The sequence below is a fragment of the Chitinophaga sp. W2I13 genome, from assembly GCF_050434005.1.
Classification (GTDB): domain Bacteria; phylum Bacteroidota; class Bacteroidia; order Chitinophagales; family Chitinophagaceae; genus Chitinophaga.
Map to the genome: position 1 here is coordinate 150,688 of NZ_JBNPWD010000001.1, position 14,321 is coordinate 165,008.

A 14,321-nucleotide genomic window follows, 5' to 3' on the forward strand; every position below is an offset into this window, starting at 1 on the left:
ATGATACCGGCTGGATTCCAGTTCAGCCAATATCCCACCGCGCCGTTATCCGTTACTTTAACTCCAACACTACTACTGAGAAAGGAGGCAGCTTTACGCTGACAGTATTATTTTTCAGTGAGGCGCCTTTAAAGTCTACCGGTTTAATATTATCCGGCTTTGTAAAACTGTTATAGTCCTGCAATTTGGCGGAGGCCAGCAGTCTGCCACTGATAGATTTATAAGCCTGGCTGCGGGTATCCAGCGTTACTTCCTGCGTTTTATGGGCATCAATGTTTACGAGGGAAATGTGCGTGACGCCGTTTTTATCTTTGGAAGCAGAAGCAGACACTGCAGGCAGTTTCTCGTTATTGAACGTATAGTCGTTGGAGTGAATATCCACCGGGATTAAAGTAGCATCCTGGTGTATGTTATACATCTCCATTACATAGTAAGTGGGTGTAAGTACCATCTTGTCGCCTTTGGTAAGGATAACGGATTGCAGTACATTGATAGCCTGCGCGAGGTTGGCCATGCGCACGCGGTCGGAGTGGTTATTAAAGATGTTCAGGGTGGCGCCGGCAATCATGGCATCGCGCATGGTGTTCTGCTGGAAGAGGAAGCCAGGATTCGTTCCCCCTTCTACGTTATACCATCCGCCCCATTCGTCTACCAGCAGCGCTATCTTTTTCTTCGGATCATATTTATCCATGATCGCGGTATGTTTGCTGATCAGCGTATCCATCAGCAGGGCTGATTTCATGGTAGCGAAATACTGTTTCTCTGTGAAATCAACCGCATCTCCTTTATTGTTCCAATCCACGGAAGAGTAATGATGGAGGGCAACACCATCGAGTAAACCCGCGGGGATGTTTTTCATGAGCACTTCTGTCCAGTTGTAATCGCCATCACTGGCGCCGGATGCAATACGGAAGAGAGGCGCGTTTTTCCAGTCGCTTTGCATGAAGGTGGCAAACTTGCGGTAAAGGTCGGCGTAGTATTCCGGCCGCATATTACCACCGCAACCCCAGGCTTCATTGCCTACTCCCCAGTAACGTACCTTCCAGGGCTCTTTACGGCCGTTTTGCTGACGAAGGTCAGACATGGGACTTTTACCTGCGAAGTTGGTATACTGCACCCAGTCGGAGAGCTCCTGCGCAGTGCCGCTGCCCACGTTGCCGGACAGGTAAGGTTCTGCACCCAGCTCCTCACACATGTTGAGGAAGTCGTGCGTACCAAAACTGTTATCTTCCGTTACGTTTCCCCACCAGGTATTTACGATAGTGGGCCGTTTATCTTTCGGACCTATCCCGTCTTTCCAATGGTAGGTATCTGCGAAGCAGCCACCCGGCCAGCGTAGATTGGGAATTTTCATTTTACGCAATGCGGCAATCACATCTTTACGTACCCCGTTGGTATTGGGGATGTGGGAACTGTCTCCCACATAAAACCCGCCGTAGATACAATTTCCCAGATGCTCTGCGAAATGACCATAGATATTGCGGTTGATAGTTTGAGTTGGCGCATCCGGACGAAAGGTAACTGTATTTTGTGCCTGCGTTGCTTGCGTGGAAAGCAAAAGGCCCAGGATACCAGTACGGATATAACGATATTGTTTTTTCATAACGAGGTTTTAAAAATCAGGACCGGCAGCACTGTTTTGCTGCGACAATTCAAAAGAACAAAATAATTGTCACATTTACAATTAAAACAGTAAAAAAAACATTTTAAAGGCAGCAGGAGGCCATTCTATGGCTTATTTCCAGTAAATATTTTTTTCAGGAAAGATAGAAATCATCAGGATAGTGCGGATTTACCACGGGCATGGCAGCGAAATGGGTGGTTTTTGCCGGCTGTCATATTCGGGCTATTAATTTACCGCAGCAGCTTTTCAATTCACAGCGGAATTTCGATATTTGCGTAAAATACTGTACAAACCATTCTTATGCCATTCACCAACCTGGAACAGTTGTCCCTTTGTTTGTTATTATTTGCGGGCTGTGTGCCAGCTCCATCTCCCGAAAAAAAGGTAACGGCAGATACTGTTGCCCTGCCAACAGAACAACATATGATAATGCCGGCAGATTCCCTGCCGGTGGACATTGAGGAAGACAGTACGGTTGTACCCGCCGGCGCGGTGACACGTACACCTGCAGCCACCAATACGGTAACCAGGAGAATTTAGCCGGAAGAATTACCTTTGTTTAATTTTTTTATTATGAGGCATTTTATACTGGCGAGTACCTCCACGTTGTTTGGGGAAAACTACCTGGCTTATCTGCAACCTGCCATCAAAGTGTTGTATGCAGGCGTAGCGGAAATTGTTTTTGTTCCGTTTGCCCGTCCGGGTGGCATTTCCCACGACGATTACACCAGCAGGGCGGCGGCGGCCTTTGAAGAACCCGGTATACGCGTGCGCGGGCTCCACACCTTTGAGGATCCCGCTGCAGCCATCAAAAATGCGAAGGGTTTCTTTACGGGGGGCGGCAACACCTTCCTGCTGGTGAAGCAATTAAATGAGCTGGGACTGATGCAGGTACTCCGCGATGCAGTGAACAACGGCGCTCCTTACCTGGGATGCAGCGCCGGCAGCAACATCGGGGGCGTAACCATGCAAAACACCAACGACATGCCCATTGTGTACCCACCCAGTTTTGAAACAATGGGACTGATCCCTTTCAACCTTAACCCGCACTACCTGGACCCACTGCCCGGCTCCCAGCATATGGGCGAAACCCGGGAAACACGCATCAAAGAATACCATACCCAAAATACCACGCCGGTACTGGGGCTGAGGGAAGGCAGCTGGATCTACGCCCATGGCGATACTTTAACCCTTAAAGGCACGCTGAGCGCCAGGATCTTTGAAGCTGGCAAAGATCCTTATGAACTGCCCGCAGGCAGCTCTCTCGTCCACCTGAAATAAAAATCAGGATGACCCCTTAAAAGAACAACCATTCTTTTATCTTTGCCTCATGCGTGCAAAAGACGAAAATAAAGAGTGGATCATCCGGGAAAGAGCCATAGAAATGATTGTTCATGAAGGCTTTGATGGCCTGAGCATGCATAAACTTGCCAGGGCAGCCAGGATTTCGGTATCTACCATCTATATCTATTTCCGCAACCGCGAGGACCTGCTGAACCAGTTATATACAGCAGTAGTGGCCACTTTTGTACAGCATAGCATGAGGGGATTTGACCCCGACATGAACTTTGAATCGGGTTTATGGCTGCAATGGAAAAACAGGTATGAATTTGTACTACGCAACCCGCTGCATTACCATTTCTCAGAACAGTTCCGGAACTCCCCGCTGATCAAAAGACAGGATGACGCACCGGAAATTGTTTTCAAAAACGCCATGCGGCGGTTTGTAGCTAATGCGACAGAGAAAGGCGAAATAGTGGACCTCCCGCCGGAAGTGTTCTGGGCCATTGCCTACGGCCCATTCTATACCCTTGTTAAATTCCATCTCGATAACTCCACGATGTCCGGCGTTCCCTTTTTCCTGAGTGATGAACTGCTGCAGCTAACCTTTCAGCGGACCATGAGGGCACTGCGGGTGTAAGGAAATTATAAGCTCAAGCCACCATCGCAACGTATCACCGTTCCCGTTATATTACCATTACGCATCAGGAAAAGAATCGTATCCGCTACCTCTCCGGGTTCTCCTACCCTGCCAACGGGCAGCTGTGACGCATACTGCTGAAAGGTATCCGCTTTGGTATCTGCCGGCAGGAAGTCCCACCAGGCGGTATTTACCACGCCTGGTGAAACAGCGTTTATGCGTAAGGGTTGTATTTCTTTCGCTATAGAAGGAATCATCAGCTCCAGGGCGCCATTGATAGCCGCCAGTCCGGATACGCCCGGCGCCTTGCTGACTGCCGAAATAGCGGTGATCAATGTAATGCTCCCGCCTTTATTCACATAAGGCAACGCCGCCTGCAGGGTATTCAGCTGCGGCCAGAATTTGCCTTCGAAGCCATCCCGCAGGTCTTGCAGCGACAGCTCTGCAAACGCACCTGCACCTTTGGCCCCACTCAGCGCAATTACCAGGTGATCAAGATTTCCTTGTGTCCGGAAAAACTCATCCAGCTCATCCCGGTTGTTGCTGTCCAGCGCCACGGCCTGGATACCGGGGTTCTCTTCTGCCGCCGCTGCAAGCTTGGCTGCTGAACGGCCCGTAACTGTTACATTCGCTTTTTCTTTGACCAGCATTGCAGCAGTAGCTAAACCTATTCCAGAAGAGCCACCGGCAATAATTACTTTTTTACTTTCAAATGTACCTGACATATTGTTGCTGTTTTATACCCACAAAGTTGAGATATAAAACACTGGTCCTTGTTACCGGAATCATGCATCGTATTAACCGGATCATGCATTTTTACGGAATGCCAGCGGCGTTTGCCCGGTCTGCTCCCGGAAGAAGCGGTTAAATCCCGCGGGATCACTGAAATTAAGCTGGTAAGAGATTTCCGCCACCGAGGTATCGGTATACCGCAATACCGCCTTTGCTTCCTGTACCAGCATATCTGCAATAGCATCTGAGGCCGTACGGCCCGTTACATCTTTTACGGTACGGTTAAGATGATTAGGCGTTACGCCCAGCAAAGCGGCATAATCTGCTACCCTTTTTTTTGAAAGAAAATGCTGGCTGACCAGTTTCTTAAACCGGGGCACCAGGTAAGTAGTTCGTGTATCCGTAGCCGTTAAATGGAGCTGCTGTGCTACATAACTTCTTTTTACTTCCAGCAGTAATAAATAAAGATACATACGGATTGCTTTCCCGCATCCCGGCCGGTGATGCTGCAGCTCTTCATTGATCTTAGCACAAAAATCCGCTACGGCTGTGATCTCCGTTTCCGCTAATTGTATAAAGGGCACGCCTGCATAATCGAAGAACGGAAACTCCTCCGAAACCTTATCTGCCGGGATAATTTCCTGCAGAAAATCTGCATTAAACAAAATATAATAGCCGAAAGTATCTGCGCTGATATTGCTTTTACTAAACACCTGTCCCGGAAAAGTAAAGCTCAAAGTACCGGGGCGGTGTTTAAATTGTTCCAGTCCCAGCTGTACATCCACGCTGCCCCTGAGCGTAATACTGATCCGGTAGAAATCTGATTTTAAAGGTCCAACCGCCGGCCGCAATCCTTCACTGGAATAGATTTCCAGGCCGGTAATCTTTTTCTCCGGCGCCAGGTTACTATAGCCAAAGCTGGAAGTATCTGCCTCCTGCCGGTGAAGGTGACGGAAATCGTTTAATACGTATTGCGGTATTTCCGGTTTGTTGAGCTTGGTTTTCATTGCCATTTGCCTATATTCGTTCTTTAAAAGTAGATAAATATTACCAATGGAGTTAACCACCCTTTATCGCCCTGTAGGACCAGATGAACTTGTTTTGATTGAGCAATCCGGCTGGAAACGGTTCCCACCCAGGCGACCGGATCAACCTATTTTTTACCCGGTCATGAATGAAGCGTATGCCATCCAGATATCAGTGGAATGGAATGTTCCGGCATATGGATCCGGCTTCGTTACCAAATTTTCTTTGAGCAGCGATTTCCTGAAAAGATATAACGTTGAAAATGTAGGCGGGGAAATACATAACGAGTTATGGGTACCGGCGGAAGAGTTGGAGGAGTTTAATGATAATATTGTGGGAACGATTGAGGTGACGCAGCGGTATTATAAGGACACACAATGAAAGTCAACGTTTACCTCGCCCCATTTGTGAAACCGCAAATATTTTTTGAAAAAGAAAACTTCATCCCCTCAACTCTCCAACTTTTTTGTCATCGCTTTAATAAATCCGGCCTTATCCTTTTTCACTGCTTTCAACTGCGCTTTCCTGTCTTCCGGTATAGCATAATACTTTTCCGCCCATAGATTTATTTCAATCATTACGGGCAGCAAATCAATTCCTTTACGGGTTAACCTGTACAACCCTTTGACTTTACTATCCGGGTGCGCCAATTTTTCAATGATCTTATTTTCCTCCAGCGCCACCAGCCTGGCGGCTAAAATATTAGTCGCAATCCCTTCTGCCGATTTTAAAAAGTCGCCGTAAGAGCACTCTTTTGCAATCAATAAATCCCTGACAATCAACAGCGACCACTTATCCCCCCATACATCCAGGGAACAACTCACCGGGCAATCCGACCTTTTTTTTGCTTTAGCCATAAAAATATTTTAAAAAACACTTGCATTTTGCAAGTAAAGACTACCTTTACACTTGCAAAATGCAAGTAAAGGTACAAAACAACCTAAAATGAAACAAACAATTTTAGCGACAGGGCTTAATCCCGCAAGCTTCACGAAAATGGTATACACTAAAAAATTAAGCTCATGATCATAGCAGGAAAGACGGTATTGATAACCGGCGGCGCGTCTGGCATCGGCCTGGAAGCAGCCAGGCAATTCCTGGCCAATGGCGCAAAGGTCATTATTACCGGCAGAAACCAGGAGAAACTGGACATTGCCCAAAAAACACATCCGGCGCTGATTACCATCAACAGCGACGTGGCCAATGCTGGTGACGCAGCTGCGCTATTCAGCCGGATAAAAGATCTTGGCGGTATAGATATACTGTACAATAATGCAGGTGTTGGCGTGCCGCCATTAAACCTGGGGCTTACCAATGATCAGCACTGGGAAGGAGCAGCCTACGAAATGAATGTGAACTACGTGGGAGTAATCCGGTTGAACAATCTGTTCATGGATATGTTGAAGTCAAGAAAGGAAGCAGCCATTATCAACACCACCTCCATACTTAGTTATGTACCATCATTGATCGAAGCTACTTACTCCGCTTCTAAAACGGCTTTGGCTTTTTACACCCGGTCGCTCAGGGAACATCTGCGCATTTTAAACAGCCGGGTGAAGATATTTGAACTGCTGCCACCACTGGTAGCAACAGAAATGACTGCGGCCCGGAACGATAAGAAAATGACCACAGAAGAACTGGTAAAAGGACTGATAGCCGGACTCAAAAAGAACCAATATACTATCCGCGTGGGTGACACAAAATTGATCTATATACTCAACCGGCTTTTCCCGAAAATAGCTTTTGGCTTAATTAATTCTAAAAAGACGTATCAGTCTCTAACAGCATAGCACAAACTTCGCACATGAAAGCATTTATTATAAATCGCTACGGCAGGAAAGAAAATTTGCAGCTGCGTGAAATCGCGGAGCCCATCATAAAGGAACATGAAGTATTGGTGCAGGTACATGCTGCCAGTGTAAACTTATTGGATTCAAAAATCAAGAATGGTGAGTTCAAACTCATTCTCCCCTACAAAATGCCCCTTACTTTGGGACACGATGTAGCAGGTGTGATCACAAAAACCGGCGCTAAAGTGAGCCGCTTCAAGGTAGGCGATGAAGTGTACGCCCGACCGGCAGATCATCATATTGGTACTTTCGCGGAGCTGATTGCCATCAATGAAGCCGATGTAGCGCTCAAACCCCAAAAACTAACCATGGAAGAAGCGGCATCTGTCCCCCTGGTGGCGCTAACAGCCTGGCAGGCACTTGTTGAGAAAGCCGGCTTGAAAAAAGGACAAAAAGTTTTCATCCAGGCGGGCTCCGGTGGCGTAGGCACCATTGCCATTCAATTGGCCAAACACCTCGGCGCTACTGTAGCCACTACAACCGGCACCTCAAATGTTGAATGGGTAAAAGCGCTTGGCGCAGACGTGGTGATTGATTATAAAAAGGAAGATTTTGAAAGCATCCTGCATGATTATGATGTAGTGTTGAACAGCCAGGATGCTAAAACACTCGAAAAATCTCTCCAGGTGCTAAAGCCAGGCGGAAAGCTCATCTCCATATCCGGCCCCCCGGACCCTGCTTTTGCAAAAGAATTCCGATTGGGCTGGCCGCTGAAAATAGTGATGGGACTGCTCAGCTTTGGCGTACGCGGCAAAGCCAAACGCCGGCATGTCAATTATTCATTTCTTTTTATGCGGGCGGAAGGTAACCAGTTAGGCAAGATCGCTGCACTTATTGACGCAGGTGTTATTAGCCCTGTTATCGACAAGGTATTTCCATTTGAGAAAACAGCAGAAGCCCTGGCCTATGTTGAAAGCGGGCGCGCAAAAGGCAAGGTTGTCATCAAGGTTAAATAAAATTACACTTATAATGTTAGCGGCAATCGGGTTGCTATCCTCATGAATTTATCCAGTTCGTCCCGACCATTGTTTTTGTAACCGGCTACTGTTATATTTGAGCGAATGTTAGCCAATGCAAAAGGTAACAACATCTCTGATGTACATTGGAATACCAGCTTCTAACCCATGTAAATGATTCAATTATGATAACCGCCCAAATGTTACGCGATCTTGAACAGGATCCGGCAGTGAAAAAAAATTACGCAGCAGCAGGCAGCTGGGGACAGCATAAAATAGTATTCCTTCCCGTGGTGGTGCTGATTTTTAGTGCATTTGCGCTTTATTTTTTCTACGACCTGTCTAAAACCGATAACAGTTATTCCACCTATACAATGGTTTGTGGCGCGCTGGTATTACTTTCCATCGTAGCCATTGCCCTCATACAAAAAAGCGCAAAGCAACAGGTGATAAATAATATTGCTTCCGTACCGGTGTGCGTAGCAAAGAAAGTATATGGCAACGATTCCAACGGCATTTACTATTGCATTTATACTACGGGCAACAAACGCCATGACCTTGCATTTATTGATGCAATTGCCCATAAAATATTTAATATCGATCAGGAACCGGAGGCGGCATCATATAAGCGGGAAATAGACCGCCTGTTCAGCGTGCAATTTGCAAATACCAATTCCGCAGCGGTACCGCTGCCAACCGGCTTTACGGAAGGGGAACAGGTATATCAGAAACAGTTTGCCACGGCTTCTATTGCGGCGGTAACAACGGCGAATGACGGCAAATTTGCCGTGCTGGCTTTTAACGGAACAAGTGTGCCGGTATTGAAAGAAGCGCTTTAATTGAAAAAAATTGCCTGAAAACAAAGAGGGCGTCTCAATAATTGAGACGCCCTCTTTAAATTACTTATATCCCTATCTCGCTATATCAATCTTCACTTTCTTATTCTTGATCTTCTCATTTTTAATCATCTCCAGCGTATTCTGCACTTTCGATTTCACCACTGCTACAAAGGAGAAGAAGTCTTTCACTTCAATTAAACCGATATCTTCTTTCTTCAAATGCGCCTGTTTAGACAGGAATCCCACGATATCCACTTTATTCACTTTATGTTTTTTGCCTGCGGCAATAAAAATAGTCGTCCATTTCGGTTTGTCCGGGATGGTGGAGGTAGCGGGCAGTTCAATGTCTTCTACCACTTCATCCGCGAGGTAAGGCATCCGTTTTTCATCGGGTGACAGGATGAGGATAGCGGTACCACTGGCTTCCATTCTGGCAGTACGGCCGTTGCGGTGCGTCCAGCTGTCTTCCGTATGTGGCAGATGGAAATGCACGATATAACGGATATTCGGAATATCAAGACCGCGGGCTGCGAGATCGGTGGTTACCAACACATTTACAGACCCATTGCGGAACTTGCAGAGGGCGGCATCCCGCTCCTGCTGCTCCATAGCGCCATGATAGAAGGTATTGATAATACTTTTTTCAGACAGCATTTTACTGGTGCGCTCCACCGCTTCGCGGTGATTGCAGAACACAATGGTAGAGCGGTTGCCCAGGTAGCAGATAAGACGGAAAAGGGTTTCTACCTTGTCATTTTCCGGCGACAGCACTTCCTTGATCGTTAAACGGGCAGCAGGCGTGCCTTCTTCCGGGAGGAAATCCAGCTTTTCCGGTTTGTCCAACGCCAGGAAATCAGGGATGTCCACTGATTCTGTAGCGGAGGTCAGTATCCGTTTTTTGATATTGGGAAGCGATTCAATAATGAAAGACACTTCCTCCTGGAATCCCAGTTCCAGGGTTTTATCAAATTCGTCGAGTACCAGCGTTTCAATAGCTGCCGTAGTGATATTTTCCCTGCGGATGTGGTCTCCCAGGCGGCCGGGGGTACCGACTATCACTGCTGGTGGCTGTATCAGGTTGTTCTCTTCTGTTTCCCTCAGGTGTCCGCCATAGCAGGCGGTGATCTTATAACCGGTGCCCATCAGCTTGAACACTTTCTCTATCTGTAAGGCCAGCTCACGGGACGGCACCACGATCAGGGCCTGGGTGTTTTTATTGGCAGGATCGAGATTTTCCAGGATGGGCAGCAGGAATGCCAGCGTTTTACCGGAACCGGTAGCCGATAACAGGATAACATCATTGTGATGCTTGTTTGCGTCCACTGATGCCTGCTGCATTTCATTGAGTGAATCGATCTTTAAATTGGTAAGAATATTACCTAATGAGTATTTTTCTTTTTGCATTGCCGCAAAAGTACGAAGATTAACGGGTTTTACCTGCACAAATGCATCGGATCGCCCGCCGGATAGCTGAATGCATTGCGTACTACCCACCTGGCTTTGTAGATCTTCCAGCCTTTATGGATAAACAGCCGCTTCCCTTTGGCGTCGAGCAACTCATCCGTCCACCACGATTCCTTTGGCCGGATCACAATGGTGGGAAGGCCCTTCCCGGCGGAAGAAACGCTTTTAATATTGTCCTGCAACACATCGGCCTTCGTCAGCTTTTGTGTAATAACATCAAATTTATATACGTTGGTGGTATTCGTCAGCCATAGATTATTTTCACCATATACCGGAAAGAGATCATGTGCCTCTGTTCCCGGCAGGGAAAAAACGGTATCCTGCACCAAATCCGGCGCATTGCAGTTGAAGTTATACCTGAATGAATGCATATGAGCCCTGGCGGCCGACCACAATCTTTGCTGGCCGGCATCCCACACCACATTATGCCCGAAATCAATGGGTATCCTTTTCGTATATACGTTATCGGGGAAATGAACGGTATCTGTTTTAAACACCATCAGGTAGTTGCCGGTGCTGGAAGCGCTCACAATATTGCCATCGGGCAATAACTCGGCAGAATGGGTATTACCGCCTGCATAAGCATAAAAAACCGTTTTCTTATCCGCCACCCTGATCAGCGCCACACCGCCACCAGAGGCATTCATTAACACATATTCATTGTTATACACCATTTTGGCGTCGCTGGGATTGCTGAACCATTTTACATGCGCCGGCTGCACATTGGAGTTTTCCGGCTTCCATTCCCAGATCACCTCACCGGAAGGCATTGCTGCGATTATAATCCGGTGCTGCGACTGCTCCGCTATCACCATACATTGATTACAGGCCGCTACTGTAACAGCGGTATCAGGATGATTCCCTGCCAGGGCAACACCGCTTTTACAGGAAGTGACAACGGCCAGTAAACAAATTATAGCGGCCAGAAAGGATTCTCTTTTTTTCATTGTTAGTAAGATATATCGCCACATTTGGCTGTGGCGCCACATAATTACAATTTTTTCCGTGGAATTAAAAGACCCCTCTTTCCTTCATTTGCCTCATTTTTCTTACTTTCAATATATGAAAACACCTTACATATTACTGGCGCTTGGCGCAGGCATCTTTGCATCCTGCCAACAACAAGGCCAGCAGCAGCAAACCAACGCTACCAAAGATTCATTGCCACCCGTGGTGGAAAAAGAAAAATCCAACCATTGCTTCGAAAAAGTACTCGGCAGGGATACCATCCAGCTCCGGTTAACCATGCACGACAGCGTAGCTACCGGCACCCTGGTATATAATTACTTTGAAAAAGATAAAAATACCGGCGACTTCAACGGCCTTATCAGCAATGGCATCGTCCGCGGAAAATACGTTTTCTTTAGCGAAGGCGTGGAAAGCTCCCGCCAGGTGATCTTCAAAATCTCCGACCACGAAGCATATGAAGCACTACCCGACAGCATCGACCACCAGGGCCTCCCCGTGTTCAACAGCCAGAACGAAGCGCTGAAATTCGACAACATCCCACTGGTGGAAGGAGCGTGCAAATAAAAGGCCTTCGGCCTTCGCGAATTTTGTCTATCTCCCCTAATCCTTTATAAAATCCAAAAGTAAAAATCAAACTAATCAGTAAAATCAGCGTAATCCTGAGTAAGACAACATCCGCGCGCGTTATTTCATTGCCGCAATCCACTGCCGGATCAACGCCACGCCCTCTGTATGCACCACCGTGCGCGCCAGCTCCGGCATAGCCGTACCCGGTTCCACACTGTTCATACGGTAAGCCAGGATGGAGTGCAGCGGGTCGCCGGGGATCACGTCGTAATCCAGTCCGCCGGCGCCACCACCAGCCGAAACGGGCGACTTCATTATACCGAGATGGTCAGGGGTGGTTTGTTCGTATTCCAGGAATAGGCCGGTATTAAATGCATCGCCGCCTTTGGTGTGGCAGTGCGCGCAGTTGACATCAAGATAAGCACGTGCGCGTTCATTCACGGTGTAGTGAATACTGTCTTTCCAATCGGGCAGCCGCGGCACTTTTTCCAGGGAAGGCATTCCCGTCAACAAGCCATTGCTGGCCCATTGCTGTAACTGGTTCTGCACTTGCCCGTGACGCACAAAATTAAGATTGCGCGCTTTGGGACCAATAGGCGTAAGCACGCTGTTATTAATATGACAGCGTTTACAGTCATTGGTGTTGGGCATCTGGTATAGGGTGGACTGCTCACGCCCGTTGTCGTCCAGGAAGGTGATGGGGATCTTTTTTCCCAGTATCCATTTCTCTGCATCCTGCTGATCCTTATTCCACAGGTAGTTCATCACTTTCCATTGCCGGTCTGCCGGGTCTTTGAACAGCAGGCGCGTTTCTATCATGACTTTTTCATGCGCCGGATTGGTGTATGCAAAGTTTTTAATGATAAAAGTGGAATCCGGAAAATCGAGGGAACCGTGACCGGTGTAGCCCATCGTTTTTCCTTCCGGTAGTACAATAAAGCGGTCTTTTACGGCGTAGTCGGTGAACAGCGGCGTAGCCAGTTCATAGTTCACGATGCCTTTACGCGGCTGTAATGTTTTGAGCGCGCCGGTAAAAAATCCATAGTCAGATAATTTTTGTTTAAACTGGAACGGACCGGCTGTTGCAGCAGGCGACGGCCGTTGCTGACAACTCTGCGTGGCGGCGATCCATAAAATTAAACACATCACAAATAAACAAGACTTCCTCATCTCCCTTAAAAAATTTAATAAAAACACTATTTACATACATAAGGCGTAACATCGGTACTGGGCTTCCAGTTTTTCGACATCATGTTCATGGCATCCACATTTACAAATAAGTTGGGACCCTTTTGCTGTATACAAAGCGAATCGGGATTCACCGCTGTACCTTTTGTGAGGATGTTGGTGGTAATACCATCGTAGGTAATGAAAGGCAGGCGGGCATTTTTACGCGCCGGGTCATCTGCATTTAATTTCTGTTCTATACCCACTAAAATTTTTCCGGTATGATGCTCATATACTGCCGGCGGAAAAGCGGCGCCCACTTCCATAATATTATCATGTATATGCACATTGCGGGGGATCGGGAAATAATGATCGTTGATTTTTGAACCGGCCTTTTCATCAATGAAAAATCCTGATACCACTGAAATAGCGCTGGAATTATTATTGATGATGCGGTTGTTGTACAACTCTATATCCGATGCGGCGAGGATCACCACGCCACTGCCGGGAGCAGCATTGCCTACGCCCCAGGTGGAACCGAAGCTGCCGGATTTGGCAAAATTCTTTTCGTTGTTGTCGTGCATGTAATTGTTGTATGCCCTTACGAAGCCACCGCGTTTCGACAGGTCGGGCAGGTCAAAAATGAGGAAGCCGGCGGTGTTACCCCAAAACTCATTATCATACACCTGCGCATTGGAAGTATTTTCTATTTCGCACCCAGCCACATTTTTAAAGGCTTTGCATTTACGCACGATGGCGCTGTCGGTTTGTCCTACGTAGATGCCGGCGTCGGAAGCGCCCTGGGCATAGCAGTTTTCCACCAGCACATTTTTACACATCACTGGGTAAATGGCATACCCGCCGCTGGTGGAATCGGATACCGACCAGATCGCATGCACATTGGTGACTACCACTTTCTCGCTTTTATTGATCTTGATCAGGTCTCCTTTGGAGTCGCGCAGGGTAAGGCCGTCGATGGTAAATCCTTTTACATCGGTTACCCGGATGCCTTCCCCGCCCTGGCTTTGGGCCGAAAAGTCGAAGATCGTTTTATCCGGACCGGCGCCCTGGATCAGGATATGATTTACCTGGGCGATACTGAGGTTATCAAACTTATAAGTCCCTTCTTTTAAGGTGATACTGCTGCTGTCCGTCAGCGACAGAAAGGCTTCCGCAATTTTTGTTTCCTCACCGGGACCCAAACTG

The 14,321-nt window shown here is 47.5% G+C and carries 16 protein-coding genes; 8 read left to right on the top strand and 8 right to left on the bottom strand.

Annotated elements, in window-relative coordinates:
- Positions 1–52: 52 nt before the first annotated feature.
- Positions 53–1,603 carry an alpha-N-arabinofuranosidase gene (locus QFZ48_RS00515; RefSeq protein WP_429046554.1) on the bottom strand — a complete coding sequence of 517 codons (1,551 nt, stop codon included), beginning with the start codon at positions 1,601–1,603 and terminating at the stop codon, positions 53–55.
- 321 nt (positions 1,604–1,924) lie between these two features.
- Here QFZ48_RS00515 and QFZ48_RS00520 point away from each other — a divergent pair, with 321 nt between their 5' ends.
- The 3 genes from QFZ48_RS00520 to QFZ48_RS00530 are packed head-to-tail and all read left to right on the top strand — an operon-like array spanning position 1,925 to position 3,545.
- Positions 1,925–2,164 (top strand): hypothetical protein, encoded by a 240-nt coding sequence (locus QFZ48_RS00520; protein ID WP_429046553.1) that lies wholly within the window; start codon positions 1,925–1,927, stop codon positions 2,162–2,164.
- 33 nt (positions 2,165–2,197) lie between these two features.
- A complete protein-coding gene (gene pepE, locus QFZ48_RS00525; RefSeq protein ID WP_429060619.1) occupies positions 2,198–2,905 on the top strand; it encodes a dipeptidase PepE in 708 nt (235 codons plus the stop codon).
- Positions 2,906–2,954: 49 nt separating this feature from the next.
- Positions 2,955–3,545, top strand: a complete 591-nt coding sequence (locus QFZ48_RS00530; RefSeq protein ID WP_370911870.1) for a TetR/AcrR family transcriptional regulator — start codon at positions 2,955–2,957, stop codon at positions 3,543–3,545.
- A gap of 5 nt (positions 3,546–3,550) precedes the next feature.
- On the opposite strand, the gene QFZ48_RS00535 is transcribed toward QFZ48_RS00530, so the two are convergent.
- Entirely contained in the window at positions 3,551–4,270 is a 720-nt protein-coding gene (locus QFZ48_RS00535; protein ID WP_429060621.1) for an SDR family oxidoreductase, read from the bottom strand.
- 81 nt (positions 4,271–4,351) lie between these two features.
- Positions 4,352–5,290, bottom strand: coding sequence for a helix-turn-helix domain-containing protein (locus QFZ48_RS00540; RefSeq protein WP_429046550.1), 939 nt, complete (start codon positions 5,288–5,290; stop codon positions 4,352–4,354).
- Between the two features lie 40 nt (positions 5,291–5,330).
- Here QFZ48_RS00540 and QFZ48_RS00545 point away from each other — a divergent pair, with 40 nt between their 5' ends.
- Positions 5,331–5,684: an ADP-ribosylation/crystallin J1 gene (locus QFZ48_RS00545; RefSeq protein WP_429046549.1), complete on the top strand. Its 354-nt coding sequence runs from the start codon at positions 5,331–5,333 to the stop codon at positions 5,682–5,684.
- Positions 5,685–5,752: 68 nt separating this feature from the next.
- On the opposite strand, the gene QFZ48_RS00550 is transcribed toward QFZ48_RS00545, so the two are convergent.
- Positions 5,753–6,160 (bottom strand): winged helix-turn-helix transcriptional regulator, encoded by a 408-nt coding sequence (locus QFZ48_RS00550; RefSeq protein WP_429046548.1) that lies wholly within the window; start codon positions 6,158–6,160, stop codon positions 5,753–5,755.
- Positions 6,161–6,325: 165 nt separating this feature from the next.
- On the opposite strand from QFZ48_RS00550, the gene QFZ48_RS00555 reads away from it, so the two are divergent.
- From QFZ48_RS00555 to QFZ48_RS00565, 3 genes are all read left to right on the top strand, one after another.
- Entirely contained in the window at positions 6,326–7,093 is a 768-nt protein-coding gene (locus QFZ48_RS00555; protein ID WP_429060623.1) for an SDR family oxidoreductase, read from the top strand.
- A gap of 14 nt (positions 7,094–7,107) precedes the next feature.
- The gene (locus tag QFZ48_RS00560; RefSeq protein WP_429046547.1) at positions 7,108–8,109 is read left to right on the top strand and encodes an NADP-dependent oxidoreductase; all 1,002 of its coding nucleotides are present in this window, start codon (positions 7,108–7,110) and stop codon (positions 8,107–8,109) included.
- Positions 8,110–8,294: 185 nt separating this feature from the next.
- Positions 8,295–8,948, top strand: a complete 654-nt coding sequence (locus QFZ48_RS00565) for a hypothetical protein (protein WP_429046546.1) — start codon at positions 8,295–8,297, stop codon at positions 8,946–8,948.
- A gap of 72 nt (positions 8,949–9,020) precedes the next feature.
- On the opposite strand, the gene QFZ48_RS00570 is transcribed toward QFZ48_RS00565, so the two are convergent.
- Positions 9,021–10,352: a DEAD/DEAH box helicase gene (locus tag QFZ48_RS00570; protein WP_429046545.1), complete on the bottom strand. Its 1,332-nt coding sequence runs from the start codon at positions 10,350–10,352 to the stop codon at positions 9,021–9,023.
- 29 nt (positions 10,353–10,381) lie between these two features.
- Positions 10,382–11,359 (bottom strand): DUF6528 family protein, encoded by a 978-nt coding sequence (locus tag QFZ48_RS00575; RefSeq protein ID WP_429060625.1) that lies wholly within the window; start codon positions 11,357–11,359, stop codon positions 10,382–10,384.
- A 115-nt stretch (positions 11,360–11,474) separates the two neighbouring features.
- Here QFZ48_RS00575 and QFZ48_RS00580 point away from each other — a divergent pair, with 115 nt between their 5' ends.
- Entirely contained in the window at positions 11,475–11,945 is a 471-nt protein-coding gene (locus tag QFZ48_RS00580; protein ID WP_429046543.1) for a hypothetical protein, read from the top strand.
- A gap of 120 nt (positions 11,946–12,065) precedes the next feature.
- Here QFZ48_RS00580 and QFZ48_RS00585 read toward each other — a convergent pair whose 3' ends face one another.
- A complete protein-coding gene (locus tag QFZ48_RS00585) occupies positions 12,066–13,118 on the bottom strand; it encodes an SO2930 family diheme c-type cytochrome (protein ID WP_429060626.1) in 1,053 nt (350 codons plus the stop codon).
- 26 nt (positions 13,119–13,144) lie between these two features.
- Positions 13,145–14,317, bottom strand: a complete 1,173-nt coding sequence (locus QFZ48_RS00590; RefSeq protein WP_429060628.1) for a parallel beta-helix domain-containing protein — start codon at positions 14,315–14,317, stop codon at positions 13,145–13,147.
- Positions 14,318–14,321: the final 4 nt, after the last annotated feature.

Bases quoted from the DNA above. Each gene is read 5' to 3' on its own strand.
- QFZ48_RS00565 (WP_429046546.1), top strand. From the start codon at position 8,295: ATGATAACCGCCCAAATGTTACGCGATCTTGAACAGGATCCGGCAGTG.
- QFZ48_RS00545 (WP_429046549.1), top strand. From the start codon at position 5,331: ATGGAGTTAACCACCCTTTATCGCCCTGTAGGACCAGATGAACTTGTT.
- QFZ48_RS00550 (WP_429046548.1), bottom strand. From the start codon at position 6,160: ATGGCTAAAGCAAAAAAAAGGTCGGATTGCCCGGTGAGTTGTTCCCTG.
- QFZ48_RS00585 (WP_429060626.1), bottom strand. From the start codon at position 13,118: ATGAGGAAGTCTTGTTTATTTGTGATGTGTTTAATTTTATGGATCGCC.
- QFZ48_RS00570 (WP_429046545.1), bottom strand. From the start codon at position 10,352: ATGCAAAAAGAAAAATACTCATTAGGTAATATTCTTACCAATTTAAAG.
- QFZ48_RS00575 (WP_429060625.1), bottom strand. From the start codon at position 11,359: ATGAAAAAAAGAGAATCCTTTCTGGCCGCTATAATTTGTTTACTGGCC.
- QFZ48_RS00520 (WP_429046553.1), top strand. From the start codon at position 1,925: ATGCCATTCACCAACCTGGAACAGTTGTCCCTTTGTTTGTTATTATTT.
- pepE (WP_429060619.1), top strand. From the start codon at position 2,198: ATGAGGCATTTTATACTGGCGAGTACCTCCACGTTGTTTGGGGAAAAC.
- QFZ48_RS00515 (WP_429046554.1), bottom strand. From the start codon at position 1,603: ATGAAAAAACAATATCGTTATATCCGTACTGGTATCCTGGGCCTTTTG.
- QFZ48_RS00560 (WP_429046547.1), top strand. From the start codon at position 7,108: ATGAAAGCATTTATTATAAATCGCTACGGCAGGAAAGAAAATTTGCAG.
- QFZ48_RS00540 (WP_429046550.1), bottom strand. From the start codon at position 5,290: ATGGCAATGAAAACCAAGCTCAACAAACCGGAAATACCGCAATACGTA.
- QFZ48_RS00580 (WP_429046543.1), top strand. From the start codon at position 11,475: ATGAAAACACCTTACATATTACTGGCGCTTGGCGCAGGCATCTTTGCA.
- QFZ48_RS00530 (WP_370911870.1), top strand. From the start codon at position 2,955: ATGCGTGCAAAAGACGAAAATAAAGAGTGGATCATCCGGGAAAGAGCC.
- QFZ48_RS00535 (WP_429060621.1), bottom strand. From the start codon at position 4,270: ATGTCAGGTACATTTGAAAGTAAAAAAGTAATTATTGCCGGTGGCTCT.
- QFZ48_RS00555 (WP_429060623.1), top strand. From the start codon at position 6,326: ATGATCATAGCAGGAAAGACGGTATTGATAACCGGCGGCGCGTCTGGC.